General features: G+C 71.6%; 24 protein-coding genes. 10 read left to right on the forward strand and 14 right to left on the reverse strand.

What is annotated here, in order from left to right; genetic code table 11:
• Nucleotides 1–552 precede the first annotated feature (552 nt).
• On the forward strand, nucleotides 553–1,581 hold the full coding sequence (gene trpS / locus ACWGJ5_RS29385) for a tryptophan--tRNA ligase (protein ID WP_453312797.1): 1,029 nt from the start codon (nucleotides 553–555) through the stop codon (nucleotides 1,579–1,581).
• Nucleotides 1,582–1,689: 108 nt separating this feature from the next.
• Here trpS and proC read toward each other — a convergent pair whose 3' ends face one another.
• The 6 genes from proC to ACWGJ5_RS29415 all read right to left on the reverse strand — a co-directional run bounded on the left by proC (nucleotide 1,690) and on the right by ACWGJ5_RS29415 (nucleotide 6,173).
• Nucleotides 1,690–2,502 carry a pyrroline-5-carboxylate reductase gene (proC, locus tag ACWGJ5_RS29390; protein WP_453312672.1) on the reverse strand — a complete coding sequence of 271 codons (813 nt, stop codon included), beginning with the start codon at nucleotides 2,500–2,502 and terminating at the stop codon, nucleotides 1,690–1,692.
• 100 nt (nucleotides 2,503–2,602) lie between these two features.
• Nucleotides 2,603–3,394, reverse strand: coding sequence for an ABC transporter permease (locus ACWGJ5_RS29395; protein WP_453312673.1), 792 nt, complete (start codon nucleotides 3,392–3,394; stop codon nucleotides 2,603–2,605).
• Nucleotides 3,391–4,191: an ABC transporter ATP-binding protein gene (locus ACWGJ5_RS29400; protein ID WP_453312674.1), complete on the reverse strand. Its 801-nt coding sequence runs from the start codon at nucleotides 4,189–4,191 to the stop codon at nucleotides 3,391–3,393. The genes ACWGJ5_RS29395 and ACWGJ5_RS29400 overlap by 4 nt, the downstream gene beginning before the upstream one ends.
• A 138-nt stretch (nucleotides 4,192–4,329) precedes the next feature.
• Nucleotides 4,330–5,118, reverse strand: coding sequence for a class I SAM-dependent methyltransferase (locus ACWGJ5_RS29405; RefSeq protein ID WP_453312675.1), 789 nt, complete (start codon nucleotides 5,116–5,118; stop codon nucleotides 4,330–4,332).
• 191 nt (nucleotides 5,119–5,309) lie between these two features.
• Nucleotides 5,310–5,843 (reverse strand): EamA/RhaT family transporter, encoded by a 534-nt coding sequence (locus ACWGJ5_RS29410; RefSeq protein ID WP_453312676.1) that lies wholly within the window; start codon nucleotides 5,841–5,843, stop codon nucleotides 5,310–5,312.
• Nucleotides 5,844–5,885: 42 nt separating this feature from the next.
• Nucleotides 5,886–6,173, reverse strand: a complete 288-nt coding sequence (locus ACWGJ5_RS29415) for an SH3 domain-containing protein (RefSeq protein WP_228624262.1) — start codon at nucleotides 6,171–6,173, stop codon at nucleotides 5,886–5,888.
• Nucleotides 6,174–6,359: 186 nt separating this feature from the next.
• Between ACWGJ5_RS29415 and ACWGJ5_RS29420 the strand changes: the two genes are divergently transcribed.
• On the forward strand, nucleotides 6,360–8,459 hold the full coding sequence (locus tag ACWGJ5_RS29420; protein ID WP_453312677.1) for a protein kinase domain-containing protein: 2,100 nt from the start codon (nucleotides 6,360–6,362) through the stop codon (nucleotides 8,457–8,459).
• A 54-nt stretch (nucleotides 8,460–8,513) separates the two neighbouring features.
• Here ACWGJ5_RS29420 and ilvD read toward each other — a convergent pair whose 3' ends face one another.
• The 4 genes from ilvD to ACWGJ5_RS29440 form a co-directional block, all read right to left on the reverse strand.
• Complete coding sequence (gene ilvD, locus ACWGJ5_RS29425; RefSeq protein WP_453312678.1) at nucleotides 8,514–10,367, reverse strand: dihydroxy-acid dehydratase; 1,854 nt, start codon at nucleotides 10,365–10,367, stop codon at nucleotides 8,514–8,516.
• A gap of 150 nt (nucleotides 10,368–10,517) precedes the next feature.
• Nucleotides 10,518–11,132 carry a TetR/AcrR family transcriptional regulator gene (locus ACWGJ5_RS29430; protein ID WP_453312679.1) on the reverse strand — a complete coding sequence of 205 codons (615 nt, stop codon included), beginning with the start codon at nucleotides 11,130–11,132 and terminating at the stop codon, nucleotides 10,518–10,520.
• The gene (locus tag ACWGJ5_RS29435) at nucleotides 11,129–11,950 is read right to left on the reverse strand and encodes a sugar phosphate isomerase/epimerase family protein (RefSeq protein ID WP_453312680.1); all 822 of its coding nucleotides are present in this window, start codon (nucleotides 11,948–11,950) and stop codon (nucleotides 11,129–11,131) included. The genes ACWGJ5_RS29430 and ACWGJ5_RS29435 overlap by 4 nt, the downstream gene beginning before the upstream one ends.
• A 181-nt stretch (nucleotides 11,951–12,131) precedes the next feature.
• A complete protein-coding gene (locus ACWGJ5_RS29440) occupies nucleotides 12,132–13,064 on the reverse strand; it encodes a Ppx/GppA phosphatase family protein (protein ID WP_453312681.1) in 933 nt (310 codons plus the stop codon).
• A gap of 149 nt (nucleotides 13,065–13,213) precedes the next feature.
• Between ACWGJ5_RS29440 and ACWGJ5_RS29445 the strand changes: the two genes are divergently transcribed.
• On the forward strand, nucleotides 13,214–14,005 hold the full coding sequence (locus ACWGJ5_RS29445; RefSeq protein ID WP_453312682.1) for a hypothetical protein: 792 nt from the start codon (nucleotides 13,214–13,216) through the stop codon (nucleotides 14,003–14,005).
• A 793-nt stretch (nucleotides 14,006–14,798) separates the two neighbouring features.
• On the opposite strand, the gene ACWGJ5_RS29450 is transcribed toward ACWGJ5_RS29445, so the two are convergent.
• Nucleotides 14,799–16,634 (reverse strand): BACON domain-containing protein, encoded by a 1,836-nt coding sequence (locus ACWGJ5_RS29450; RefSeq protein ID WP_453312683.1) that lies wholly within the window; start codon nucleotides 16,632–16,634, stop codon nucleotides 14,799–14,801.
• 197 nt (nucleotides 16,635–16,831) lie between these two features.
• Between ACWGJ5_RS29450 and radA the strand changes: the two genes are divergently transcribed.
• Together radA and disA are read left to right on the forward strand one after the other, a co-directional pair.
• Entirely contained in the window at nucleotides 16,832–18,241 is a 1,410-nt protein-coding gene (radA, locus tag ACWGJ5_RS29455; RefSeq protein WP_453312684.1) for a DNA repair protein RadA, read from the forward strand.
• An 80-nt stretch (nucleotides 18,242–18,321) separates the two neighbouring features.
• Complete coding sequence (gene disA / locus ACWGJ5_RS29460) at nucleotides 18,322–19,446, forward strand: DNA integrity scanning diadenylate cyclase DisA (protein ID WP_228624253.1); 1,125 nt, start codon at nucleotides 18,322–18,324, stop codon at nucleotides 19,444–19,446.
• A 68-nt stretch (nucleotides 19,447–19,514) separates the two neighbouring features.
• Here the strand turns inward: disA and ACWGJ5_RS29465 are convergent, their stop codons facing one another.
• Nucleotides 19,515–20,327 (reverse strand): hypothetical protein, encoded by an 813-nt coding sequence (locus ACWGJ5_RS29465; protein WP_453312685.1) that lies wholly within the window; start codon nucleotides 20,325–20,327, stop codon nucleotides 19,515–19,517.
• A gap of 180 nt (nucleotides 20,328–20,507) precedes the next feature.
• Between ACWGJ5_RS29465 and ACWGJ5_RS29470 the strand changes: the two genes are divergently transcribed.
• From ACWGJ5_RS29470 to cseC, 5 genes are all read left to right on the forward strand, one after another.
• Nucleotides 20,508–21,383 carry an A/G-specific adenine glycosylase gene (locus tag ACWGJ5_RS29470; RefSeq protein WP_453312686.1) on the forward strand — a complete coding sequence of 292 codons (876 nt, stop codon included), beginning with the start codon at nucleotides 20,508–20,510 and terminating at the stop codon, nucleotides 21,381–21,383.
• Nucleotides 21,384–21,660: 277 nt separating this feature from the next.
• Nucleotides 21,661–22,200: a SigE family RNA polymerase sigma factor gene (locus tag ACWGJ5_RS29475; RefSeq protein WP_030751823.1), complete on the forward strand. Its 540-nt coding sequence runs from the start codon at nucleotides 21,661–21,663 to the stop codon at nucleotides 22,198–22,200.
• Nucleotides 22,188–22,838 (forward strand): hypothetical protein, encoded by a 651-nt coding sequence (locus ACWGJ5_RS29480; protein ID WP_453312687.1) that lies wholly within the window; start codon nucleotides 22,188–22,190, stop codon nucleotides 22,836–22,838. The genes ACWGJ5_RS29475 and ACWGJ5_RS29480 overlap by 13 nt, the downstream gene beginning before the upstream one ends.
• Nucleotides 22,839–22,881: 43 nt before the next feature.
• On the forward strand, nucleotides 22,882–23,586 hold the full coding sequence (gene cseB, locus ACWGJ5_RS29485; RefSeq protein WP_453312688.1) for a two-component system response regulator CseB: 705 nt from the start codon (nucleotides 22,882–22,884) through the stop codon (nucleotides 23,584–23,586).
• Nucleotides 23,587–23,599: 13 nt separating this feature from the next.
• A complete protein-coding gene (gene cseC, locus ACWGJ5_RS29490; RefSeq protein WP_453312689.1) occupies nucleotides 23,600–24,955 on the forward strand; it encodes a two-component system sensor histidine kinase CseC in 1,356 nt (451 codons plus the stop codon).
• Nucleotides 24,956–24,979: 24 nt separating this feature from the next.
• Here the strand turns inward: cseC and ACWGJ5_RS29495 are convergent, their stop codons facing one another.
• Together ACWGJ5_RS29495 and ACWGJ5_RS29500 are read right to left on the reverse strand one after the other, a co-directional pair.
• Nucleotides 24,980–25,426, reverse strand: coding sequence for a VOC family protein (locus ACWGJ5_RS29495; RefSeq protein WP_228624247.1), 447 nt, complete (start codon nucleotides 25,424–25,426; stop codon nucleotides 24,980–24,982).
• Nucleotides 25,423–25,929, reverse strand: a complete 507-nt coding sequence (locus tag ACWGJ5_RS29500) for a helix-turn-helix transcriptional regulator (protein ID WP_453312690.1) — start codon at nucleotides 25,927–25,929, stop codon at nucleotides 25,423–25,425. Before ACWGJ5_RS29500 ends, ACWGJ5_RS29495 begins: the two co-directional genes overlap by 4 nt.
• Nucleotides 25,930–25,978: the final 49 nt, after the last annotated feature.

Raw genomic sequence — 25,978 nt, forward strand, 5'->3', positions numbered from 1 at the left:
GTGCTTTCCAGGTTCCCGCTTCGCTTTCGCTCCGCGTTTCCCTTTCCGGCGGTTCCGACTCTATCAGATCCTTTCGGCGTCTGACTCCCAGTCAGCGGGTTTGTCTTCCCGGCCGCTGGGCCGTTCCGACGAGTGAGACTTTAGCGGATTCCGTGCTCCCGAGCTAATCGGGGGCTGCGTCCTTTCGAACGCGGATTCCTCATTCCGCAAATACGCATGACAAAGCAGCCGAAGCCGGAGCGTCGATTGCTTGTTGGTACTTGCGGAGTGGCTGTCCGGGGACCGACCAAGGTCGGCGCTCACGTCGGACAACTCGGAGAACACTACGGATCGGCGTGTCGTGTGTCAACTCTCGCGCCGGGAGCACTCCGGAGGCGTACTCTGGGCGGCATGACGACGCGTACGTGTACCCAGTTCTGGTGGGCCGCCTGACGGCGGCCGCGCTCACGTATGCATCCAACGGCCGCCGCTTCGGCGGCCGTTCTCGTATCTCCTCCGGACTCCGGGGGCCGGCCGCAGGAGCGGCGGTCCCGACCAGGAGGTGGAGTGGAGATGAAGCGGGTCTTCAGCGGGATTCAGCCGACCGGGAACCTGACGCTGGGCAACTACCTGGGAGCCCTGCGGCGCTGGGTCGAGACGGACCAGCACCAGGCCGACTCGGTGTTCTGCGTCGTGGATCTGCACGCGCTGACGGTGGACCAGGATCCGGCGCGATTGCGCAGGCTCAGTCGGCAGACGGCGACGCTGATGCTGGCGGCCGGGCTGGATCCCGAGGTGTGCGCCGTGTTCCTGCAGAGCCATGTCGACGAGCACACGAGGCTGTCGTACGTGCTGGAGTGCGTGGCGACCGACGGTGAGATGCGCCGGATGATCCAGTACAAGGAGAAGACCACGAAGGTGCGGGAGCGCGGCGGGACCGTGCGGCTGTCGCTGCTGACGTATCCGGTGCTGATGGCGGCGGACATCCTGGGGTACGGCGCGGACGAGGTGCCGGTCGGGGACGACCAGGTGCAGCATGTCGAGCTCGCGCGGGATCTGGCGGTGCGGTTCAACCAGCGGTTCGGGCACACGTTCGTGGTGCCGAAGGCGACTCGGCCGGCGGTCGCGGCGCGGGTGATGAATCTGCAGAACCCGACGGCGAAGATGGGGAAGTCGGACGACTCGGGGCTGGGGGTCGTCCATCTGCTCGACGAGCCGGACGACGTGCGCAAGAAGGTCATGCGCGCGGTCACCGACAGCGGTCGGGACGTGGCGTACGACCCGGAGGAGCGGCCGGGGGTCGCCAATCTCCTGGAGATTCTCGCTGCGTGCACGGGCGGGAACCCTGAGTCACTGGCAGGCGTTTACAACTCGTACGGCGTCTTGAAGAAGGACACCGCGGAGGCGGTGGTGGAAGTCCTCAGGCCCGTGCAGGCCAGGCACAGGGAGCTGTGCGCGGATCCTGCCTATGTGGAGGGGGTGCTGCGGGATGGTGCGGAGAAGGCGAGGGCGATGGCTCGGCCGACCGTCGACGCGGCCTACCGGGCGATCGGGCTGTTGCCGCCGGTGTTCGAGACGGCGTTGAGCGGGGCCGGGCGTTAGGGCCTGCCCGGGTGGACTCGGGTGATCTCGCGTGGTCTCGGGCGGCCTTGTGGGCTCGTGCGTGCGGGGGCGGGCGGCTGCCGGTGAGCCGTCGCCCCCGGCGCCGGGTCAGTCCTTCTTGCCGGAGGCGAGTTCGCGGCTGCGGTCGCGGGCGGCTTCGAGGGCGGCGATCAGGGCGGCTCGTACGCCGTGGTTCTCCAGTTCGCGGATGGCGTTGATCGTGGTGCCCGCCGGGGAGGTGACGTTCTCGCGGAGCTTGACGGGGTGTTCGCCGCTGTCACGGAGCATCACGGCGGCGCCGATCGCGGACTGGACGATGAGGTCGTGTGCCTTGTCGCGGGGCAGGCCGAGCAGGATGCCCGCGTCGGTCATGGCCTCTACCAGGTAGAAGAAGTACGCGGGTCCCGAGCCGGACAGAGCGGTGCAGGCGTCCTGCTGGGTCTCGGGGACGCGGAGTGTCTTGCCGACGGCACCGAAGATCTCCTCGGCGTGCGCGAGGTGCTGCTCGGTGGCGTGGCTGCCGGCGGAGATGACCGACATGGCCTCGTCGACAAGGGCGGGGGTGTTGGTCATGACCCGGACGACCGGGGTGCCTGCGGTCAGGCGCTCCTCGAAGAAGGAGGTGGGGATGCCGGCGGCGCCGCTGATGACGAGGCGGTCGGCGGGGACGTGCGGGGCGAGCTCGTCCAGGAGGGCGCCCATGTCCTGCGGCTTGACCGTGAGAATGAGGGTGTCGGCGGTCTTGGCGGCCTCGGTGTTGGTGACCGGGCTGACTCCGTAGCGGGTGCGGAGTTCTTCGGCGCGTTCGGGACGGCGTGCGGTGACCAGGAGGTCGGCGGGGGCCCAGCCGGCCCGGATCATTCCGCTGAGCAGGGCTTCGCCGATCTTGCCGGTGCCGAGGACTGCGACTTTCTGGGTCATGGGGTCATCCTCGCACCGGGCCGTGAGGGCGCGGGTGCTTGTCCGCCAGGCGGAACACGGGCCGGAGGCCGTCCCGTGCCGTGGGATCGGCGAAGCGCGATCAGGCCGTACGGCGCCGGAGGGTGGCCGCGCCCAGGACCAGGACCAGCAGCGCGCAGCCGGCCACGATCAGGACGTCGCGGACGAAGGTCGCGGTCATGTCGGTGTGGTGCAGGACCTGGTTCATGCCGTCGACGGCGTACGACATCGGCAGGACGTCGGAGATGCCCGTGAGGACGGGGTGCATCTCGGACCGGGGAGTGAACAGTCCGCAGAGGAGGAGCTGAGGGAAGATCACCGCGGGCATGAACTGGACCGCCTGGAACTCCGAGGCGGCGAAGGCCGAGACGAAGAGTCCGAGGGCCGTGCCGAGCAGGGCGTCGAGGAGGGCGACGAGGAGCAGCAGCCAGGCGGAGCCGGTGACATCGAGGCCGAGCACCCACAGGGCGAGTCCGGTGGCGAGGGCCGACTGGACGATGGCGAGCGCGCCGAAGGCGAGGGCGTAGCCGGCGATGAGGTCGGCCTTGCCCAGGGGCATGGCGAGGAGGCGTTCGAGGGTGCCGGAGGTGCGTTCGCGCAGGGTGGCGATGGAGGTGACCAGGAACATCGTGATCAGCGGGAAGATGCCGAGCAGGGATGCGCCGATGTTGTCGAAGGTGCGCGGACTGCCGTCGAAGACGTAGCGCAGCAGGATCAGCATCACGCACGGGACGACGATCATCAGCGCGATGGTGCGCGGGTCGTGGCGGAGCTGACGCAGGACCCGGGCCGCGGTGGCGGTGGTGCGGCCGGCGTTGATGACACCCGTCGGGGCCGGGGCGGGCGTGATGCTGGTGATGGTCGTCGTGCTCATCGGGTGCTCTCCTTGGGTCGGGCTGCCGCGGCTGCCTCGTCGACGAGGTGGAGGAAGGCGGCCTCGACGGTGTCGCCGCCGGTGCGGGTGCGCAGGGCGTCCGGGGAGTCGTCCGCGAGGATCTCGCCCTCGCGCATGAGGAGGAGTCGGTGGCAGCGCTCGGCCTCGTCCATGACGTGGGAGGAGACGAGGAGGGTGGCGCCGCGGGTGGCGGCGATGTCGTGGAAGAGGTTCCACAGGTCGCGGCGCAGGACGGGGTCGAGGCCGACGGTGGGTTCGTCCAGGACGAGGAGTTCGGGGGCGCCGAGCAGGGCCACGGCCAGTGAGACCCGGTTGCGCTGGCCGCCGGAGAGGTTGCCGGCGAGGGCGTCGGAGTGGCTGGTGAGGTCGACGTCGGTGATGGCCTGGGTGACGTGTTCGTGGCGTCGTTCGGCGGCTGCGCGTCCGGGGTCGAGGATCGCGGCGAAGTACTCGAGGTTCTGGCGGACGGTCAGGTCGTCGTAGACGGAGGGGCTCTGGGTGACGTAGCCGATGCGCGAGCGCAGGGCGGGGTGGCCGGCCGGGTGGCCGAGGACCTGAAGGGTGCCGGTGACCTTGGCCTGGGTGCCCACGATCGAGCGCATGAGGGTCGACTTGCCGCAGCCGGAGGGGCCGAGCAGCCCGGTGACCTGGCCGCGGGGGACCGCGAAGGTGAGGTGGTGGAGGACGGTGCGGGGGCCGCGGATGACGGTGAGGTCGTGGGCTTGGACGGCCGCGGTGGTGGGCTGCGGCGGTGGGTCCGGCACATAATTCATCATGCGATGAATAATGTGCCCGGAGGGCCTGCGCGTCAAGGGGCCTGCCGGGCATATGCGGAAGCCGCGGCCGGGCACACAGACGGAAAGCGGCGGCCGGGACGAACCCGGCCGCCGCTCCAAGCGAGGCTTCTTCGCTGATCAGGGCTTGGTGGCGACGAGCAGAAGCACGTCGTAGGCCTCCTCGACCATGCCGTCCGGGAAGGCCCTCAGCAGATGGGCGCGCTCCTCTTCCAGGAAGGCGGTCCTGCGGTCCTCGGGCGTGAGGAGGAACGCCGAGTGGCTGCCGATGTTCGCGAGGTGGGTGTCGATCGTGACGCGGCGGCTCCAGCGGATCTCCTGGCGGCCGAAGCGCAACCGCCCGCTGGGGTCGGCCAGTTCGGTACGGCTGCCGTCGCGCTTCTCGGCGGCGACGTCCACACCTAGGAAGCGGCCGATACGAAGAGAGGCCTCGGCGACCCACTCGACGTCCAGGGCATCACCGTTCCACCACAGTGCCAGCGCGCCGCCCGGCCGCAGCACCCGCAGCGCCTCCGGCACCGAGCGGGCGGTGTCGGTCCAGTGCCAGGCCTGGGCGTAGGTGATGAAGTCGGCCTGCGCGTCGGCGATGGGGAGGGCGTTGCCGTTGCCACGGACGATCGGCAGATGCGGCAGCCCCCGGCGGAACTCGGCGGTCATGCCCTCACCGGGTTCGACAGCGAGCACGTCGGCGCCGCGGGCCTGCAGGAGGGCGGTCGCGATACCGGTACCGGCCCCGACGTCCACGACCCTGGCACCGGACAGCGACCGGCCGGCCAGTTCCTCGATGGCGTCGAAGAGGGCGGGCGGGTAGGAGGGGCGGTTCGCGGCGTACTGGGCGGCGGCTGAGTTGAAGGAGTGGGCGCGGGTCGTGGGCGAGGGCGGTGGTGAGGGCGGTTGCGTCACGGTCATACGGCCATGGTGGGGGCGACGGCAAGGTGACGGCAGCGGGTTTTCGGGCGGGACGGGCCGGGAGGGGTAACGGGATGGGGGTGGGACGGCAGGGGCGGCCGGCCGGCGGAGGGGCGGGTCACCGGCGCCCTTCACCCGACCGCCGGGAGTCCCTCACCCACGCCGCTCCTTCAGACCACCCGGATCAGGTGTCACCTGCGCCGCTTCTTCTTCGACGGGTTGCCGGTGCGGCGAGAGCTTCGGCGGTCGTACTCCTCGCGCGCCTTGTCGTACTCCTCGCGGTGCAGCTTCTCGCCCGGAGCCTCGGTGAGGGACCGGAAGAAGTAGGCGAGGAGGGAGCCGACGAAGCCGATGGCGAGCAGGCCGCGCAGGGAGGCCTGGCGCTGTGGGTCGTGGCGCTTGTCGAAGCCCTCCCAGGTGTTGCGGAAGGCGAGCGCGCTGCAGATCGCGAACATGGCGATGATCAGCACGGTGACGAAGGAGCCGGTGTCGGCTATCTGGAGGCCCTCGTAGGCGAGGCGGAGGACGAGGCAGGAGGCGACGGCCGCGGCGAGGGAGCCGACGGCGGCGCCGGCGCGTCGGGCCGCGTAGCCGTTGTCGTGGTTCACCCAGGTCGTGCCGAAGAAGCGCAGGGGCTCGGGGCGGGGGCCGCCGCTCGGGGCACTTCGGTCGGCGCCGTCTGGGGAGCCCGCCGGGGTGTCCGGGGTGCCGGTTTCGTCGCTCACGGAACGATTATGGCGCCGGGCCGGGGCGGGCTCCCGGTGGGGTCAGCCGCAGCGCGGGGCGATGTAGCCGTCGCTGCCGGTCTGGACGTAGGCGTCGGACACGAACTCGGCGTTGTCGATGTTGTCCCAGATGTTCGTCGTGCCGTACGGGCCGCTGACCGTGGTGCCCGGGGTCTGGCAGAAGATCGGGACCTTCGCCCCTTCGGCGAGGACACGGACGATGTTGTAGCTGGTGCCGGGGCCGCTGCGGACGTTCAGGCGGACGCCCGGGGCGACGGAGTAGTAGCGCAGCGAGGTTGTAGCGGCCTCTTCGGCGTGGTCGATGGACATGAAAGCCCCCCGTTCAACCCCATGGATGCCATGGGGTCCTCTCGATTCCCATGAAACTGGAACGAGCCGCGGAACACCGGTGCGCGACTCGCGCGCGAAGGCTAGCAAGCCGCCTCTGTCTCGCACGAGTCATCGACTAGGCTCCGTGCGTCGCGCGCGCGGACGAACAGCACGGGGGATGGTCGCATGACGCCACGCAGGAACACGGGAGCGGGCGCGGAAGCGGAACTTCCCGAGTACGCCGGTCACTACCGCCTGGAGTCACGCCTGGGTTCGGGTGGCATGGGGGTCGTACACCTGGCCCGGAGCACCTCCGGGATGAAGCTCGCGGTGAAGGTCGTACACGCCGAGTTCGCCCGGGATCCCGAGTTCAGGGGCCGTTTCCGGCAGGAGGTGGCCGCCGCTCGCAAGGTGAGCGGGGCCTTCACGGCGCCGGTGGTCGACGCCGACCCGGACGCGGAACAGCCCTGGATGGCCACGCTGTTCATTCCGGGCCCGACCCTCTCCGACGAGGTGAAGCGGAACGGGCCGATGGATTCGGCTCAGTTGCGTCGGCTGATGGCGGGGCTGGCCGAGGCGCTGCGCGACATCCACCGGGTGGGGGTCGTGCACCGGGACCTGAAGCCGAGCAACGTCCTGCTCGCCGAGGACGGTCCGAAGGTCATCGACTTCGGCATTTCCCGGCCGAAGGACAGCGAACTGCGCACCGAGACCGGCAAGCTGATCGGCACGCCGCCCTTCATGGCACCCGAGCAGTTCCGGCGGCCGCGCGAAGTGGGGCCCGCCGCCGACATCTTCGCGCTCGGCTCGGTGCTGGTGCACGCGGCGACCGGACGGGGGCCCTTCGACTCCGACAGTCCGTATGTCGTCGCCTACCAGGTCGTGCATGACGATCCGGACCTCACCGGCGTACCGGAGGTCCTCGCTCCGCTGGTGCTGCGGTGCCTCGCCAAGGAGCCGGAGGACCGGCCGACCCCTGATGAGCTCATGCGGGAACTGCGGTCGGTGGCGGCCTCGTACGACACGCAGGCGTTCATACCGGCGCAGCGGTCGGGCGAGGGGACGGCCCCGGGGTCCCGCGCCGAGGAGGCCGGGCGGCCCGCGCCGTCGGCCGGGCGGCGGGCCGGAAGAAGGGTGATCGTGGGCGCCGGGGCGCTCGGGCTCGTCGTGGTCGCCGCGTTGGCCTCGGTTCGGCTGGCCGGGGGCGGCGAGCCCACGCCGGACGGCACGAACCCGCACACCAAGGCAGCCGCATTCAGTGCCTGGAAGGCCAGACCGGCGCCCGGGGCATCGGGGATGGCGCAATGCTCGTACGGCGCGGGCAAGTTGCTGTGCGGGCGGCCCGGCGAGGTCTTCGCCCTTTCCCCGTCCGGCGGAGAACTGCTGTGGCGGCGCTCGGTCGGCACCACCTCCGCCGGCGCGCCGGTCGTCTCGGCCGCTCTCGTGCAGCCCTACACGGGAGGCGGATCGCAGCTCGCGGCGCTCGACCCGCGCTCGGGCAGGGAGGTCTGGAAGCGGCGCCTGGCCCCGGGCACGATGGTCCGGTACACGGACCGGACGGCCCTGCTCACCGAAGCCGACGGAAAGGTCACCGGCGTCGACAGCGCCTCCGGCGAGGCCAGATGGAGCCGCCGTGTCCCCGGTCAGCCGAGGCCGTCCTTCGTCTCGTTTCCCGGCGACCCGCTGGCGTACGCGACGAGCACGTCGGCCGACGGTTCGAGCACACAGGTCTCCGCCGTGGATCCGCTGAGCGGTGCCATACGGTGGCAGGCGCGCCTGGCGTCGACGCTGGAACTCTTCGGAAGCGGTGGCGGATCCGTCTTCTTCCTCTCCGTCGACAGTGTCTACGGGGAAGCGAAGGCCGTCGTCCGCTACACCCCCGCGAACCGGTCGACGCGCCGCGTGGCACTGCCGCTGGCGAGCGCGGACGCGCACGCCACCGTGCACGGGGACATCGTGTACCTCCTCGCCACGGGTGGGTCTCTCGAAGCCGTGGACATGGGTGCGCGGAAGCAGCTGTGGCGGGTGGAGACCTCGGTGAGCCGCGGTTCGGCACCGGTCGCCGACGGCAGGTACGTGTACTTCACCGCGGGCGACGGGAGGCTTCTGGCCGTCGGCGCCCGTACGGGGGCTCTCGTGGGGCAGACCCCCGCGCGCCTGGGCTCGGACTCGGCCAGGGTGATGAGCGCGCCTGCCACGCCCGTGCTCGACGGCAACCGGGTCTACGCCACCGCCCCCGACGGAACCGTCTTCGCCGTGGCCGCGCGCGATCCGTCCGGCTGGTGACGCGCAACGGGGCCGTCCTCGTCCAGGAGGCGGCCCCGTCGGTCGTACGGCTTCTCAGCCCAGCTTGGTCACGTCCCGCACCGCGCCCTTGTCGGCGCTGGTGGCCATCGCGGCGTAGGCGCGGAGGGCGGCGGAGACCTTGCGGTCGCGGTTCCCGGGGGCGTAGACGCCGTTCAGGGCCTGGTCGCGGCGGGCGAGTTCGGCCTCGTCGACGAGCAGCTCGATGGTGCGGTTCGGGATGTCGATGCGGATGCGGTCGCCGTCCTGGACCAGGGCGATGGTGCCGCCGGAGGCCGCCTCGGGGGAAGCGTGGCCGATGGACAGGCCCGAGGTGCCGCCGGAGAAGCGGCCGTCGGTGATCAGGGCGCAGGTCTTGCCCAGGCCGCGGCCCTTCAGGTACGAGGTCGGGTAGAGCATCTCCTGCATGCCGGGGCCGCCCTTGGGGCCCTCGTAGCGGATGACGACGACGTCGCCGTCCTTGACCTCGTGGGTGAGGATGCGCTGGACGGCCTCCTCCTGGGACTCGCAGACGACCGCCGGGCCCTCGAAGGTCCAGATCGACTCGTCCACGCCGGCCGTCTTCACCACGCAGCCGTCGACCGCCAGGTTGCCCTTGAGGACCGCCAGGCCGCCGTCCTTGGAGTACGCGTGCTCGGCCGAGCGGATGCAGCCGCCCTCCGCGTCCTCGTCCAGCGCCTCCCAGCGCTCGGACTGGGAGAAGGCCTCGGCGGAGCGGACGCAGCCGGGAGCGGCGTGCCACAGCTCGACCGCCTCGGGGGACGGGGAGCCGCCGCGGACGTCCCAGGTCTTCAGCCAGTCGGCCAGCGACGGGCTGTGGACGGCGTGGACGTCCTCGTTGAGCAGGCCCGCGCGGTGGAGTTCGCCCAGCAGGGCCGGGATGCCTCCGGCGCGGTGCACGTCCTCCATGTAGTACGTGCGGTTCTTCGCGACGTTGGGCGCCACCTTCGCCAGGCACGGCACCCGGCGGGAGACGGCGTCGATCTGCTCCAGGCCGAAGGGGACGCCCGCCTCCTGGGCGGCGGCCAGCAGGTGCAGGATCGTGTTGGTGGAGCCGCCCATCGCGATGTCCAGGGCCATGGCGTTCTCGAAGGCCTGGAAGGTGGCGATGTTGAGCGGGAGGACCGTGTCGTCGTCCTGCTCGTAGTAGCGGCGGGTGAGATCCATGACCGTGCGGGCGGCGTCGACGTAGAGCTGCTTGCGCGCGGTGTGCGTGGCGAGGACCGAGCCGTTGCCGGGCAGGGACAGGCCGATCGCCTCGGTCAGGCAGTTCATCGAGTTGGCGGTGAACATACCGGAACAGCTGCCGCAGGTCGGGCAGGCGTTCTCCTCGATCCGGAGGATGTCCTCGTCGGAGATCTTCTCGTTGACGGCGTCGGAGATCGCGTCGACCAGGTCGAGCGTGCGGACCGTGCCGTCGACCAGGGTGGCGCGGCCGGACTCCATCGGGCCGCCGGAGACGAAGACCGTCGGGATGTTCAGGCGCAGGGCCGCCAGCAGCATGCCCGGGGTGATCTTGTCGCAGTTGGAGATGCAGACCAGGGCGTCGGCGCAGTGGGCCTCGACCATGTACTCCACCGAGTCCGCGATCAGGTCGCGGGAGGGCAGGGAGTACAGCATGCCGCCGTGGCCCATGGCGATGCCGTCGTCCACGGCGATCGTGTTGAACTCGCGCGGGATGCCGCCCGCCTCCTTGATCGCCTCGCTGACGATCCGGCCGACCGGCTGGAGGTGGGTGTGGCCCGGCACGAACTCGGTGAAGGAGTTCGCGACCGCGATGACCGGCTTCCGGCCGATGTCCGCACCGGGTACACCGGAGGCGCGCATAAGGGCGCGGGCGCCCGCCATGTTGCGGCCGTGGGTGACTGTGCGGGACCTCAGCTCGGGCATCGTCGCTCGCTCCTCGAATGACCTTCTGGCAATGAGTCCAGAGAGTTCTGGCTGTCTACGAGACTACGCCGCCGCTCCAAGGACTGGACACGGCTGTCCGGAATGCGGGACGGGCGTTTCACCTGTCCGTGGGGAAACCGGCCGGGGAGGTCACCTGTCCGTGAGGTGGTGCTGTACGACAGGGGCGACGCGCGCGATGATCTGCTCCAGGTCCGCCGACGCCAGCGGCTCCAGTTTGATCACGTAACGCATCATCGCCGCACCCACCAGCTGCGCGGCGGCCAGCTCGGCGCGCAGCTCCGGGTCCGGCAGATCCACCTGGGCGGCGACACGGCGCAGCAGCTGGGAGGCGATCAGGCGGCGGAACACGGCGGCGGCGGTCTCGTTGTTGACGGCGGACCGGACGATCGCGAGGAGCGGCGTACGGGTCGTGGGGTTCTCCCAGACGCCGAAGACGAAGCGGGTCAGCCGCTCCCCCACCCCGTCCAGCGGGCCGGCGGCCAGCGCCTCGGGGGCGTGCAGCGCGGGCGCGAAGGCCACCGCGATCGCCGCCTCGAAGACCTGCTCCTTGGTGCCGAAGTAGTGGTGGACCAGTGCGGAGTCCACGCCGGCCGCCTTGGCGATACCGCGCACGGACGTCTTCTCGTAGCCACGCTCGGAGAACTCCTCGCGGGCCGCGGCGAGGATCCGGTCACGGGTGTCACCGGCCTCGGCACGCGGGGGGCGGCCTCTCCTGCGCGCGGTCGGCTCACGGGTCTCGTTCATCGCCGGGGCACCCGTACCGCCGACGCCAGGTGCTTGCGGGTGAAGGCCAGGGCCTCGGCGAGGTCGGCCTCGCGTTCGGCGCTGGACATCGCCCGCCGGGTGTTGACCTCGATGACGACATGGCCGTCGAACCCGGTGAGGGTCAGGTGTTCCAGCAGCTCGGCGCAGGGCTGGGTGCCGCGGCCCGGCACCATGTGCTCGTCCTTGGCCGAGCCCCGGCCGTCGGCGAGGTGGACGTGGCCGAGCCGGTCGCCCATGCGGTCGATCATCTCCAGGGCGTCCGCGCGGGCCGTCGCCGTGTGACTGAGATCGATCGTGAAGTGCCGGTAGTCGTGCCGGGTGACGTCCCAGTCCGGGGCGTAGGCGAGCATCTCGCGGTCGCGGTAGCGCCAGGGGTACATGTTCTCGACGGCGAACCGTACGTCCGTCTCGTTCGCCATCCGCCAGATTCCGTCGACGAAGTCGCGCGCGTACTGCCGCTGCCAGCGGAAGGGCGGGTGTACGACGACCGTGGAGGCACCCAGTTTCTCGGCGGCCGCCCGGGCCCGCTGCAGCTTGACCCAGGGGTCCGTCGACCAGACCCGCTGGGTGATCAGCAGGCACGGGGCGTGGACGGCCAGGACCGGGATGCCGTGGTAGTCCGACAGACGGCGCAGCGCCTCGATGTCCTGGCTGACCGGGTCGGTCCACACCATGACCTCGACACCGTCGTAGCCGAGGCGCGCGGCGGTCTCGAAGGCCGTCGCGGTGGACTCCGGGTAGACGGAGGCCGTCGACAGCGCGATACGCACGTCCGTTGGTTCAGCCACGTCCGTCACCTTACGGTGTGCGGTGGTGCCGGTGTCGGGTGTCTATTCGCCGTTGTGAGCTTTGCCATTCGGGCGGGTGCGGCGTCGTCGTGGTCGCTCGCTCCCCCGAGATCTCGGCTTCGACCGGACCCGGGGGACCCCCCTCGCGGCGCAGCCGCATGTCGAAACGGCCCCGCGCCCTTCCGGTGCGCTAGTCGGACCCCATGTGATCAAGCCGCCGGAGGATCACGCCCTCGCGCAGGGCCCAGGGACAGATCTCCAGGTTCTCCACCCCGAACAGGTCCATCGCCGCCTCGGCCACCAGCGCCCCCGCCAGCAGCTGGCCGGCGCGGCCGTCGGACACGCCGGGAAGCTCGGCGCGCTGCTCCACCGTCATGCCGGCCAGGCGCGGAACCCAGGCCTCCAGGGACTCGCGCTTGAGTTCGCGCTGGACGTAGAGGCCCTCGGCACTGCGGGCGGCGCCGGCGATACGGGCGAGCTGCTTGAAGGTCTTGGACGTGGCGACCACGTGGTCGGGGGCCCCGAAGCGGCTGAATTCGCCGACCGTGCGGGCGATCTCGGTACGGACGTGGCGGCGCAGGGCGCGCACGGCATCGGGGGCGGGCGGGTCCCCGGGCAGCCGGCCCGCGGTGAGCCGGCCTGCGCCGAGCGGCAGGGAGACGGCGGTGTCCGGCTCCTCGTCTATGCCGTAGGCGATCTCCAGGGAGCCGCCGCCGATGTCCAGGACCAGCAGCTTTCCGGCGGACCAGCCGAACCAGCGGCGGACGGCGAGGAAGGTCAGACGGGCCTCCTCGGGACCGGCGAGGACCTGAAGCCGTACGCCGGTCTCCTCCTCCACGCGCGCGAGGACCTCGTCGGCGTTCGTGGCCTCCCGGACGGCGGAGGTCGCGAACGGCAGCAGGTCCTCGACACCCTTGTCCTCGGCGGCCTGGAGCGCGTCCTGGACGACCGCGACGAGCTTGTGGATGCCGTCGTCGTCGATGGCACCGCTGTCGTCGAGCAGTTGGGCCAGCCGGAGTTCGGCCTTGTGCGAATGCGCGGGCAGCGGGCGCGCGCCGGGGTGGGCGTCCACCACCAGCAGATGCACCGTGTTCGAACCCACGTCCAGGACACCGAGTCTCATATACGGAACGCTACTGCCAGATCGTCCGCCGACGGTCCCCGGAGCGGTCCTCGGCCACTTACCCTGGACATGTGCCAAAGACGAAAAAGGCGAAGGACCACAAATCCTCCAAGGGATCGAAGGATTCTGCGCAGGCGAAGGCGTCGTCCATGTCCAAGAAGTCCACGAAGGCCCGACAGGCCCCGCAGGCGAGCGACGAGAAGGGGCTCGACTTCGCGCGCGCCTGGGTGGAGTTTCCTGATCCTGCGGACGACGAACAGGTCTTCCGCTGTGATCTGACATGGCTGACCTCTCGCTGGAACTGCATCTTCGGCAGCGGCTGCCAGGGCATCCAGGCGGGCCGCGCGGACGACGGGTGCTGCTCGCTGGGCGCGCACTTCTCGGACGAGGACGACGAGAAGCGGGTCGCCGAGCATGTGGCACGGCTCACGCCGGACATCTGGCAGCACCACGCCGAGGGCACCCGCGACGGCTGGGTCTCCAAGGACGAGGAGGGCTCCCGCCAGACCCGCCCCTACCAGGGCTCCTGCATCTTCCAGAACCGGCCCGGCTTCGCCGGCGGCGCGGGCTGCTCGCTGCACATCCTCGCGCTGCGGGAGGGCCGGGAGCCGCTGGAGACCAAGCCGGACGTGTGCTGGCAGCTGCCGATCCGGCGGACCTACGACTGGATCGACCGCCCCGACGACACGCGGGTCCTGCAGGTGTCGATCGGCGAGTACGACCGCCGGGGCTGGGGTCCGGGCGGCCACGACCTGCACTGGTGGTGCACCTCGGCGACCTCCGCACACGGCGCGGGCGAGCCGGTGTACGTCTCCTACCGGGCCGAGCTGACGGAACTCATGGGCAGGGCCGGTTACGACCGTCTGGCCGAGCTCTGCGAACAGCGACTGGCGTCCCAGCTGCCCCTGGTGGCCCCGCACCCCGCCGACCCCACCCCGTAACTCCACCACCAGCTCCTTCCCGCCCAGGGCGCCCAGCGCGGACACCGGTACCGGCCTTGCTGCCGGGCACACCAGGCCTTGGCGCGCTCAGGGGCTTTGCAGTACCGGCGGATTCGGGGGCTCGGCGACCTTCGGGCGGGCGAGGCTCGGCGACCTGCGCGCGAGCGGGGCGCGGCGACCTTCGGACTGGCAGGGCCCAGCGGCCTGCGCGCGGGCGGGGCGCGGCGACCTTCGGGCGGGCGAGGCGCGGCGACCTTCGGACTGGCAGGGCCCAGCGGCCTCGAGCGCCCGGAGGACCGGCGGCCTCCGCCCGAGGGAGCCGGCACCGGTCCGGGGCCCGCCGCGTCTCCCGGGTGCCTGTCGCGTCTGTGAGTACCCGCCGCGTCTGCCGGGTGCTCGCCGCGTATGCCGCGTCTGCCGGGTGCCCGCAGCGCCCGCCGGGTCTGCCGGGTCTGCCGGTGCCTGCAACGCCCGCCGGGTCTGCCGGACGATCGCCCGGCTCCCGCCATCGCCGACCGGAAGACCCGACACCCGGCTCCACGGGCTCCACAGCTCCTGGCACACCCACCGCCCCCGGTCTCCGCCCGCCCCCTCTTGAGCGGCCCGCGCCCCACCCTTCGCCCGCCACGCCGCCCGAACGCCCGCTGCCGGCCGCGCCGACCTCGCCCCCGTGATCGGCAGCCGGACGAGCTCGGCGCACACACCCCACCCCCGAACAACATCAGCTCCCCCGGACAGCCGGTCAGGCTCAGCGCACAGCCACCCCCTCCCCCTCCAGCCCCGACACCCACCCCTAGCTCCCGGACGGACTCGGCGCATCGCTGGCGGACGGAGTCGGTGTCGGGGTCGGGGAGTCGGGGGGTGAGGTGGGGTCGGTGGGGGTGGACGGCGGGTCGGTCGGAGGGGTCGGCTGCGTGGAAGGGGGGTCGGTGGGGGGTGTGGCGGGCGGAGTGGGAGTGGGGGTGGAGGAGGTTGGTGGGGGCGTGGGGTGGCGCGTGGGGGCCGTGCCGTAGCCGTCGATCGTGACCACCGTGCCGGCCGGGGAGATCGCCACCTGTGCGTGCCAGTGGCCGGACGGCTCGCGGAGGTGGTCGACGTACACCTTGACCGTCAACGTGTCGCCGGGGACGAGGGTCCCCGTGGACTGGCTGAGGTAGAGCCAGGGCGCCGAGGTGGACGCGGACCAGTGGAGCGGGGAGGAGCCGGAGGCGGTGAGGGTGATCAGGGTGGTGTCGCCGTCGTTCGCCGCGCTGACGTCGAGCTGCCCGGCGCCCTTGTGACCCGCTCCGGTCACGCTGACGACCTCCACGGAGACGTCCGCCTTGCCGTCCTCGCCGATGCGCGGGCCGGGCTTCACGCTCGCGTTCCCGGCGTTCTCGTAGCCGCCGGCCGAGTCGCTGCCGAGGGCGTCGGGGCCCTGGGCCTCACGCGCGGTGGCGGAGGGGCCGCCGCCCTCCCCGTCCGCCGTAGGCGCGCCCCGGTAGGCGGCCCACAGGGCGAGGACGGGGGCGGCCACGACCGTGGCGACGACCGTCGTCGTCACCGCACGCGCGCGTAGCCGGTCGCGGCGGGCCGCGCGGTCCTTGGGGCCCATCGGGAAGCCGCGCCGGTCGAAGCGGGGTGCCGCCGCGCCACGCGCGCGTGGGTGGTGCGTCAGGGCGACGTGCAGTGCCGCCCGGGGGGCCTCCAGGACGGGCAGCTCGGCCGGGGTGACCGTGGCGCCGGGCCAGCGGCCGGGCACGGCGCGCTCGGCGGTGCGGCGGCAGCGCGGGCAGTCGTCGACGTGGCGGACCAGTTCACGGCGCAGGGCCGTACTGAGGACCAGCCCGCTGTCCTCCGTGAGGTGGGCCACGCTCGGACAGCCGCCGGTCTCGACGACGGCGAGGGCCGCGCGGGTGCGCTCGACCTCGCAGGCGGCGGAGGCGAGCAGCTCGCGCGCGGCCGCCGGTTCCATGCCGAGGACGGCGGCGACCTCGTGCGGGGCCAGGTGGTGGCGGACGGCCAGCTCCAGGGCCTCGCGCTGCTCGGGGGTCGTACCGGCCGCCTCCGGCCAGGCGAGCAGCGCCAGTTCGCGGCGCCGCTGTTCCTGGGTCTCCGGGGCGACGGACGGTTCGGGGAGCCGGCTCCCGACCTGTCTGCCGGCCTGTTTCCCCGCTTGTTTCCCAGCCTGCTTCCCCGCCTGTTTCCCGGCCTGTTTGGCCTGCTTCCCGGCCGCCGTGCGGCCCGCCGCGTGGGTGGCCTGACGTTTCTGCTTGGCCTCGGCCAGCTTGCGCAGGCACGCCCAGCGGGCCAGCGCGTAGAGCCAGGCCCTGCGGTCGTCGGCGGCCTCCGGAACGCGGTGTCCGCGCCGCTCGGCCAGGGCGAGGACGTCGCCGAGGGCGGCGGTGGCCGCGTCCTGGTCGCACAGCACCGACAGACAGTAGGTGAACAGCCCGTCCAGGTACGGTTCGTAGCGCGCCGGCGGCCGCTGGGCAAGGGTGCGCGCGGCGGCACGGTCGCGCCCCTCTCTCACCTCACGGGCCTCTCCTGCTTCACGCCCCTCCCGCGCCGCTCGTGCTTCTCGCGCCTGGCCGCGCGCCCGGTGCGCGCCGATGGTGCGGGTGGTGGTCTCCGGACTACTGCTCATCACCCGTGCGACCGTAGGCGGCTGCGGAGTGCCCCTTCTTGAAGCTTGAGCACTTTTAATCCGTACGGGTGAAACGATCCCTCATAAGGGGACAGGAACCCTTTGTTCCGCGGCCGGTTTCCGACGAGTGGTGGCCGATACCGGTTCACCCACACATGGCCCGAGGACCCGTTGTCAGTGCCGCGGGCTACGGTTTCCGCATGGCTGCCCGTACCAAGACCACCAAGGACCGCCCGTCCTACCGCTGCACCGAGTGCGGCTGGCAGACGGCCAAGTGGCTCGGCCGCTGCCCCGAGTGCCAGGCCTGGGGCACGGTCGAGGAATACGGCGCGCCCGCGGTCCGTACGACGGCACCGGGCCGTGTCACCAACTCCGCGCTGCCCATCGGGCAGGTCGACGGGCGGCAGGCCACCGCCCGGACGACCGGCGTGCCCGAGCTGGACCGGGTGCTCGGCGGCGGCCTGGTGCCCGGCGCTGTGGTGCTGCTCGCGGGCGAGCCCGGCGTCGGCAAGTCCACGCTGCTGCTGGACGTGGCCGCCAAGTCGGCGAGCGCCGAGCACCGCACTCTCTACGTGACCGGCGAGGAGTCGGCGAGCCAGGTGCGGCTGCGCGCGGACCGCATCGGCGCCCTCCACGATGAGCTGTATCTGGCCGCCGAGACCGATCTGTCCGCCGTCCTCGGCCACTTGGACGAGGTCAAGCCGTCCCTGCTGATCCTGGACTCGGTGCAGACGGTGGCCTCCCCGGCGATCGAGGGCGCGCCCGGCGGTATGGCCCAGGTGAGGGAGGTCGCGGGCGCGCTCATCCGCGCCTCCAAGGAGCGCGGGATGTCCACGCTCCTCGTGGGCCACGTCACAAAGGACGGGGCGATCGCGGGCCCGCGCCTCCTCGAGCACCTCGTGGACGTCGTCCTGCACTTCGAGGGCGACCGGCACGCGCGCCTGCGCCTGGTGCGCGGTGTGAAGAACCGCTACGGCGCCACGGACGAGGTCGGCTGCTTCGAGCTGCACGACGAGGGCATCACGGGCCTTGCCGACCCAAGCGGACTTTTCCTGACCCGTCGTGACGAACCGGTCCCCGGCACCTGCCTGACCGTCACCCTGGAGGGCCGCCGCCCGCTGGTGGCCGAGGTGCAGGCGCTGACCGTCGACTCCCAGATCCCCTCTCCGCGGCGTACGACCTCGGGCCTGGAGACCTCCCGGGTGTCCATGATGCTGGCCGTCCTGGAGCAGCGCGGCCGGATCAGCGCGCTCGGCAAGCGGGACATCTACTCGGCAACGGTCGGCGGGGTGAAGTTGTCGGAGCCGGCCGCCGACCTCGCCATCGCCCTCGCGCTGGCCTCCGCCGCCAGCGACACCCCGCTGCCGAAGAACCTGGTCGCGATCGGCGAGGTGGGCCTCGCGGGCGAGGTCAGACGGGTCACGGGCGTGCAGCGCAGGCTCTCCGAGGCGCACCGGCTGGGCTTCACACACGCGCTCGTGCCGACCGATCCGGGCAAGGTGCCGCCCGGCATGAAGGTCCTGGAAGTCGCCGACATGGGGGACGCGCTGCGGGTGCTGCCGCGCTCCCGTCGCCGAGAGGCCCCGCGGGAGGCGGAGGACCGCCGGTAGACTTTGCCCTGGTCTCGCCCGTCCGTACGAACCGAGTGCGGGTGCGGGAGCGCGTCAGAACCTGCGACCGGAGGAGTGCAGTGGCAGCCAACGACCGGGCAGCAGCTCCCGGAAAGATCGGTGGGAGTGCCGGTTCCGATGGCCTGATGCGCGCCTCACTGAGCGCCGTGGCTCCTGGTACGGCCCTGCGTGACGGCCTGGAGCGCGTCCTGCGCGGGAACACCGGCGGGCTGATCGTGCTGGGCTCCGACAAGACGGTCGAGGCGATGTGCACGGGCGGGTTCGTCCTGGACGTGGAGTTCACCGCCACCCGGCTGCGAGAGCTGTGCAAGCTGGACGGCGGCATCGTGCTGTCGTCGGACCTGTCGAAGATCCTGCGCGCGGGCGTGCAACTGGTGCCGGACCCGACCATCCCCACGGAGGAGACGGGCACCCGGCACCGTACGGCGGACCGGGTCAGCAAGCAGGTCGGCTTCCCCGTGGTCTCCGTTTCGCAGTCCATGCGCCTGATCGCCCTCTACGTCGACGGTCAGCGGCGCGTCCTGGAGGACTCGGCGGCGATCCTCTCGCGCGCGAACCAGGCGCTGGCCACGCTGGAGCGGTACAAGCTGCGGCTGGACGAGGTGGCCGGGACCCTCTCGGCACTGGAGATCGAGGACCTGGTGACGGTGCGGGACGTGTCCGCCGTCGCGCAGCGCCTGGAGATGGTCCGGCGCATCGCCACCGAAATCGCTGAATACGTGGTCGAACTGGGCACGGACGGACGCCTCCTCGCGCTTCAGCTGGAGGAGTTGATCGCCGGGGTCGAGCCCGACCGTGAGCTGGTCGTCCGTGACTACGTCCCCGAGCCGACGGCGAAGCGGTCCCGCACGGTCGAGGACGCCCTCTCCGAGCTGGACGCGCTGACCCACGCCGAGCTGATCGAACTCGGCACGGTGGCGCGGGCGCTGGGCTACACCGGCTCGCCGGAGACCCTCGACTCCGCGGTGTCCCCGCGGGGCTTCCGGCTGCTGGCCAAGGTTCCGCGCCTGCCGGGCGCGATCATCGACCGGCTGGTGGAGCACTTCGGCGGCCTGCAGAAGCTGCTCGCCGCGAGCGTGGACGACCTGCAGACCGTGGACGGTGTGGGCGAGGCCCGGGCGAGGAGCGTACGGGAAGGCCTGTCGCGCCTGGCCGAGTCCTCCATTCTGGAGCGGTACGTCTGAGGCCGAGTGGGGCTGATCGCGCGGTTCACCGCGTCCCTCACCCGGCAACGAACCGTGCCGCCCGCCCCTCAGTCGGCCGACAGCACGAACGAAGCCTGCAGCTTCCCGGACCCCGGCGCCTTGGCCTCCAACAGATACGTGCCCGTCTTCGCGGAACCCCCGGAGGGCGTGGCGCACTGGGGCGCGCTGGGCTTGCGGTCCCACTTCACGGTGTAGGTGATGCTCTGCCCCGCCGGCACCCGGAAGGCCAGTCTCCCCGCGCCCTGGGGACAGTCCGCCGACGACCAGAACGTGGCGCTTCCGTCCGCCGGCGTGATGGTCAACACCGTGCTCTTCGGCCCGAGATCGACCTTGCAGTCGGTGGACGAGCCGTTCTTCGCGGTGAGTTGGAAGGTCGGCGCCTGGTCCGGCGAGTAGGAGTTGTGCAGGCTCCGCAGGCTCAACGTCACTGCGGAGGAGGTGCAGTCGGGCAGCGTGGAGGACGCCGGAAGCGTGTCGCCCGTACCGACGTTGCCCCCACCGGACGCCGTACCCGTTCCGCCGGCCGAGCCGTCACCGGACCCGGAGGAGCCCGTGTCGGAACCGCTGCCGCCGCCGGAACCGGAATCACTGCCACCGGAGTCGCCGCCACCCGAGTCGTCGCGGCCGCCCGGGTGTTGGCTGATCGCGGGCCCGGACGAGGACGGCCCCGGCGTGATGGTGTGCGCGGGATTCTTGCCGTCGGACCCGCCGGCGTTCTGCTTGCCGCCCCCGCCGCCGCCGGCGGTGACGATCCACGTGATCAGCAGCGCCAACAGGGCCATCACCGACAGCAGTACGACCCTCCTTCGCCAGTAGATGGAGGAGGGAAGCGGCCCGACCGGATTGCGCAGAGATCCCACGGCGCAAACTGTACGAGAGAACCCCGTGCTTGCTTGCCCCACCCGCCGCGCGAGCACCAACTTTTCCGGATCATCATTCCGGCAACTGCCGTAACCTCCAGGGCGCTTCCATCTTCGCCACTCTGGGTGACCGTGCCGTCACCCGTCATGGAGGCCGAGCCGTGGCAGGATCGGAAGGCCATGACTGAGAAGCTGCACACCCCCGTGATCGCCTGGTTCGACGCCCACGCCCGCGACCTCCCCTGGCGCCGCCCGGAGGCGGGCCCGTGGGGTGTGATGGTCAGCGAGTTCATGCTCCAGCAGACCCCGGTCAACCGGGTGCTGCCGGTCTACGAGGAGTGGCTGGCCCGCTGGCCGCGCCCCGCCGACCTCGCGAAGGAGGCGCCGGGCGAGGCGGTGCGCGCCTGGGGCCGGCTCGGCTACCCGCGCCGGGCACTCAGGCTGCACGGTGCCGCGGTCGCCATAGCGGAACGGCACGGCGGCGACGTACCGACGGACCACGCACAGCTGCTGGCACTGCCCGGCATCGGCGAGTACACGGCCGCCGCGGTGGCCTCGTTCGCGTACGGGCAGCGGCATGCGGTACTGGACACCAATGTGCGCCGGGTCTTCGCGCGGGCGGTGACGGGCGTGCAGTACCCGCCGAACGCGACCACGGCCGCAGAGCGCAGGCTCGCCCGTGAGTTGCTGCCCGAGGACGAGCGGACGGCCGCACGCTGGGCCGCGGCCTCCATGGAGCTGGGCGCGCTGGTGTGCACGGCGAAGAACGAGGGGTGCGGGCGCTGCCCGATCGCCGCGCAGTGCGCCTGGCGGCTGGCCGGCAAGCCGGAGCACGCGGGGCCGCCGCGCCGCGGGCAGACGTACGCCGGTACGGACCGGCAGGTGCGCGGCAAGCTGCTCGCCGTGCTGCGGGAGGCGCACGCGCCGGTGCCACAGACGGCGTTGGACCGGGTGTGGCACGAGCCGGTGCAGCGCGCCCGCGCGCTCGACGGGCTCGTCGCGGACGGTCTGGTGGAGCCGCTGCCGGGCGGTCTGTATCGGCTGCCGCTCAGCTGACGGACAGCCAAGTCACAGCGAACGCCGCTCTGTTACGACGCCAACAGCCCGACAAAGGCCCCCGTAAAGGGACATAACAGACCGCCTACTTACCCCGTTCCGGCTTCCGTTACACAACCGACGGATAGCCGATTGCTAGCCGCAGGCTGGTTCGGACAGCGCCGTGACAACCACTCCGTAGCTTCTTTTCCGTGCCCGGCAGACCACCGGACACGAGGAAAGCAAGCAGGACTTCAGGCAACGAGCCGGAGTGAACGGGGAACGGAGGCGGTTGATCATGGCGCAGGGCGAGGTGCTCGAATTCGAGGAGTACGTCCGCACTCGGCAGGACGCGCTGCTGCGCAGCGCGCGTCGGCTGGTCCCGGACCCGGTCGACGCCCAGGACCTGCTGCAGACGGCGCTGGTACGGACGTACGGCCGCTGGGAGGGCATCGCCGACAAGCGGCTCGCCGACGCCTATCTGCGCCGGGTCATGATCAACACCCGTACGGAGTGGTGGCGGGCACGCAAGCTGGAGGAGGTCCCCACCGAGCAGCTGCCGGACGCGTCCGTGGACGATTCCACCGAGCAGCACGCCGACCGGGCCCTGCTGATGGATGTCATGAAAGTGCTCGCACCGAAGCAGCGCAGTGTTGTAGTACTGCGACACTGGGAGCAGATGTCCACTGAGGAGACGGCCGCGGCCCTCGGCATGTCGGCCGGTACGGTCAAGAGCACGCTGCACCGGGCGCTCGCCCGGCTCCGCGAGGAGCTTGAGGCCCGCGATCTGGACGCACGCGCGCTGGAGCGTGAGGAGCGGGAGCGTTGCGCGGCCTGACCGGGGCCGGGCCCGACCGGGCCCGGGGCAGTACACAGGCGGTGATCGCGGCGGGGGCCGCGCTCGCCGCCATCGCCCTTTTCGTCGCCGCGTGCGGCACCGGGGGCACCGGCACCCGGGACGAGGGCCCCGCGCACGCCACGGCGGTCGCGGGGGCCGTCTCCTCCCCCACGCCCAGCCCGACCCACACCTACCGCCGGGTCGACCCGGTCTCGCTGATCAAGCAGGACCCGGAGGTCTCCACGACGGTGAAGCGGGGTCTGAAGGCGTGCAGCGGCGACGACTACCCTGTCGACGTCACCTACGGCGATCTGACCCACGGATCCGTCAACGACGTCCTCGTCAACGTGATGACCTGCGGCGACTGGGTGGGCGTCGGCACATACGTGTACCGGGACATCGGGGGCTCGTACAAGAATGTGTTCAAGGCGGAGGACTCGCCGGTCGTGGCGGAGATCGACGGCACCGACCTGACCGTGACCAAGCAGGTCTACGACACGGGCGACGCGGTGTCGAACCCGACCAAGGAGACCGTGATCAAGTACAGGTGGAGGACGGGCAGGTTCACCGAGCTGAACAGCCACGACACCTATTACAGCCAGGCCGGCGGCGATGCGGCCGCCGTGCCGGACAACTGACCGCCACACGCACACGCACACCACGAGGACTGAGAGCACCGGGATGGCAGACCAGACCCACGTCCTGTTCGTCGAGGACGACGACGTCATCCGCGAGGCAACCCAGCTCGCTCTGGAGCGCGACGGCTTCGCGGTCACCGCCATGCCCGACGGTCTGTCGGGCCTGGAGGCGTTCCGGGCGAACCGCCCCGACATCGCCCTGCTGGACGTGATGGTCCCCGGTCTGGACGGCGTCAGCCTGTGCCGTCGTATCCGGGACGAGTCGACCGTGCCGGTGATCATGCTGTCGGCGCGCGCCGACTCCATCGACGTCGTCCTCGGCCTGGAGGCGGGCGCCGACGACTACGTGACCAAGCCCTTCGACGGCGCCGTGCTGGTCGCGCGGATCCGGGCGGTGCTGCGCCGCTTCGGGCACGCGGGCGGCAACGACCGGAGCGAGGCGGCCGCGGACCCGGTGACCGGTGGCGTGCTCGCCTTCGGGGACCTGGAGATCGACACCGAGGGCATGGAGGTGCGCCGGGCCGGGCAGCCGGTCGGGCTCACCCCGACCGAGATGCGGCTGCTGCTGGAGTTCTCCTCGGCGCCGGGCACCGTGCTCTCCCGTGACAAGCTGCTGGAACGGGTCTGGGACTACGGCTGGGGCGGGGACACCCGGGTCGTCGACGTGCATGTGCAGCGGCTGCGCCAGAAGATCGGCCAGGACCGGATCGAAACGGTCCGCGGCTTCGGCTACAAGCTGAAGGCCTGAGCGGGGCGGCGGCATGCGGGGGATCCTTCGCTACCCGGTCCGGCGCATGGAGCGCGCCGGCCTGCACACCGGGCTCAGATGGAAGCTCAGCGCGGCGATCGCGCTGGTGGCCGGCCTGGTGGCGATCGCGCTGAGCCTGGTCGTGCACAACGCGGCCCAGGTCTCGATGCTCGACAACGCACGCGACCTGGCCAACCAGCGCGTCCAGTACGCACAGCACAACTACGAGGCGAGCCGGCGGCCGAACTTTCCCAACATCAAGCTCGACGACCCCCAACTGCCGGACTCACTGCGCGAGAAGGTGGCGAACGGCAGGAAGGCCAGCGATGTCGTCGACCACAACGGGGTTCCGGACATCTGGTCGGCCGTGCCGACGAAGGACGGGCGTGTGCTGTCCCTGCACACCCATATGCCGGACCGTTCCACGGATGTGATGAAGGACCTCGACCAGGCCCTGGTCATCGGCTCCGTGGCGGTCGTGCTCGGCGGCAGCGCGCTCGGCGTGCTGATAGGCGGACAGTTGTCCCGGCGGCTGCGCAAGGCGGCGGCCGCCGCGAACCAGGTCGCCAAGGGCGAGACCGACGTCCGGGTGCGGGAGGCCATCGGCGGGGTCGTACGGGACGAGACCGACGATCTGGCGCGCGCGGTGGACGCCATGGCGGAGGCGCTGCAGCAGCGTCTCGAGGCCGAGCGGCGGGTCACCGCCGACATCGCGCACGAGCTGCGCACCCCGGTGACCGGCCTGCTCACGGCCGCCGAACTGCTGCCCCCGGGCCGCCCCACGGAACTGGTGCTGGACCGGGCGAAGGCGATGCGCACGCTGGTCGAGGACGTCCTGGAGGTGGCCCGCCTGGACGGCGCCTCGGAGCGGGCGGAACTGCAGGACATCATGCTCGGCGAGTTCGTCACCCGGCGTGTGGCCGCCAAGGACCCGCAGATCGAGGTGCGGGTGGTGCACGAGTCGGAGGTCACCACCGATCCGCGCCGGCTGGAGCGGGTCCTGTTCAACCTGCTCGCCAACGCCGCCCGGCACGGCAGGCCGCCGATCGAGGTGACCGTCGAGGGCCGGGTCATCCGGGTCCGCGACCACGGTCCGGGCTTCCCCGAGGAACTGCTCGCCGAGGGGCCGAGCCGCTTCCGCACCGGCAGCAAGGACCGCGCCGGTACGGGCCACGGGCTGGGCCTGACCATCGCGGCAGGCCAGGCCCGGGTGCTCGGCGCCCGGCTGACGTTCCGCAACGTACGGCCCGCCGGGGCCCCCGACGGCATCCCCGCGGACGGCGCGGTGGCGGTGCTGTGGCTGCCGGAGCACGCACCGACCGCCACGGGAAGCTATGCGACGCTGCCGATGTCGGGGGGCGCGACCTGAGCGCCGTACCGAGCCGGCAGGCGCTCAGCAGGCCCAGTCCCGCTCCAGGTCCAGGCCCCCCTCCCGCCGCTGTGTGAAGGAGAACCAGTTGCCGGAGTCGTCCCGGAAGAGCGCCTCCGTGCCGTAAGGCCGCTCCTGGGGCTCCTGAAGGAACTCCACCCCACGCTCCTTGAGCTTCTTGTAGTCGCCGTGGATGTCGTCCGTCGCCAGCACCCCCGCGCCGAGCGCCCCCTTGGCGACGAGCTTGCGCATCATCTCGGCGGACTCGGGGTCCATCGCGGGCGGCCCCGGCACCATGAGCGTCAGCTCCACATCGGGCTGTCCGGGGGCGCCGACGGTGAGCCAGCGCATGCCGCCCTCTCCCATGGTCATGTCCGTACGGACCTCGAGACCCAGCTTCTGGGTGTAGAACTCCTTGGCCCGGTCCTGGTCCAGGACCCAGACGGTCGTGATGGCAAGCCCCTTGATCATGGATCTGCTCTCCTGTCGGTGGTGCTGACGACGTCGGCGGTGCCGTCCGCCGGGGCGGACTCCCCTTCGTCACCGTAGGCAGAGCGGGGCCCCGAGCGCTTCTCCGATCTTGCGGTGCTGAATCCGCCGGCCCAGAGCATGGCGTAGCACCCGGGTATCAGCGAGGCCCCGCGCCCCACGTGCCGCGCGCGGTACTCGCTCGGGGTGAGTCCGGTGCGGGCCTTGAAGCGGGCGGAGAACGTGCCGAGGCTGCTGAAGCCGACCAGCGTGCAGATCTCGGTCACGGTGAGGTTGGCGCAGCGCAGCATCTCCTCGGCCCGCTCGATCCGGCGGTGGGTCAGATACTGGCCCGGGGTCTCGCCGTAGACGTCCTTGAAGGCCCGCAGGAAGTGATACCGCGAGTACCCGGCGCACGCCGCCACGGCGTCCAGATCGAGACCGGGGTCCGCCCAGTCCCGGTCCATGGCGTCCTTGGCCAGACGCAGCCGCCGCACCTTGTCCATGCAGCCGATGGTGACACGGGGCACTGACAACGGCGCCGACCGGCGCAGA

Source organism: Streptomyces sp. NPDC054783, assembly GCF_053611725.1.

Excerpts from the sequence above, each read along its gene's own strand:
- proC (WP_453312672.1), bottom strand. The coding sequence starts at position 2,502 with ATGACCCAGAAAGTCGCAGTCCTCGGCACCGGCAAGATCGGCGAAGCC.
- ACWGJ5_RS29470 (WP_453312686.1), top strand. The coding sequence starts at position 20,508 with ATGACTGAGAAGCTGCACACCCCCGTGATCGCCTGGTTCGACGCCCAC.
- ACWGJ5_RS29415 (WP_228624262.1), bottom strand. The coding sequence starts at position 6,173 with ATGTCCATCGACCACGCCGAAGAGGCCGCTACAACCTCGCTGCGCTAC.
- cseB (WP_453312688.1), top strand. The coding sequence starts at position 22,882 with ATGGCAGACCAGACCCACGTCCTGTTCGTCGAGGACGACGACGTCATC.
- ACWGJ5_RS29395 (WP_453312673.1), bottom strand. The coding sequence starts at position 3,394 with ATGAGCACGACGACCATCACCAGCATCACGCCCGCCCCGGCCCCGACG.
- ACWGJ5_RS29475 (WP_030751823.1), top strand. The coding sequence starts at position 21,661 with ATGGCGCAGGGCGAGGTGCTCGAATTCGAGGAGTACGTCCGCACTCGG.
- ACWGJ5_RS29405 (WP_453312675.1), bottom strand. The coding sequence starts at position 5,118 with ATGACCGTGACGCAACCGCCCTCACCACCGCCCTCGCCCACGACCCGC.
- ACWGJ5_RS29440 (WP_453312681.1), bottom strand. The coding sequence starts at position 13,064 with ATGAGACTCGGTGTCCTGGACGTGGGTTCGAACACGGTGCATCTGCTG.
- ilvD (WP_453312678.1), bottom strand. The coding sequence starts at position 10,367 with ATGCCCGAGCTGAGGTCCCGCACAGTCACCCACGGCCGCAACATGGCG.
- radA (WP_453312684.1), top strand. The coding sequence starts at position 16,832 with ATGGCTGCCCGTACCAAGACCACCAAGGACCGCCCGTCCTACCGCTGC.
- ACWGJ5_RS29400 (WP_453312674.1), bottom strand. The coding sequence starts at position 4,191 with ATGATGAATTATGTGCCGGACCCACCGCCGCAGCCCACCACCGCGGCC.
- cseC (WP_453312689.1), top strand. The coding sequence starts at position 23,600 with ATGCGGGGGATCCTTCGCTACCCGGTCCGGCGCATGGAGCGCGCCGGC.
- ACWGJ5_RS29420 (WP_453312677.1), top strand. The coding sequence starts at position 6,360 with ATGACGCCACGCAGGAACACGGGAGCGGGCGCGGAAGCGGAACTTCCC.
- trpS (WP_453312797.1), top strand. The coding sequence starts at position 553 with ATGAAGCGGGTCTTCAGCGGGATTCAGCCGACCGGGAACCTGACGCTG.
- ACWGJ5_RS29430 (WP_453312679.1), bottom strand. The coding sequence starts at position 11,132 with ATGAACGAGACCCGTGAGCCGACCGCGCGCAGGAGAGGCCGCCCCCCG.
- ACWGJ5_RS29495 (WP_228624247.1), bottom strand. The coding sequence starts at position 25,426 with ATGATCAAGGGGCTTGCCATCACGACCGTCTGGGTCCTGGACCAGGAC.
- ACWGJ5_RS29445 (WP_453312682.1), top strand. The coding sequence starts at position 13,214 with ATGTCCAAGAAGTCCACGAAGGCCCGACAGGCCCCGCAGGCGAGCGAC.
- ACWGJ5_RS29500 (WP_453312690.1), bottom strand. The coding sequence starts at position 25,929 with ATGGACAAGGTGCGGCGGCTGCGTCTGGCCAAGGACGCCATGGACCGG.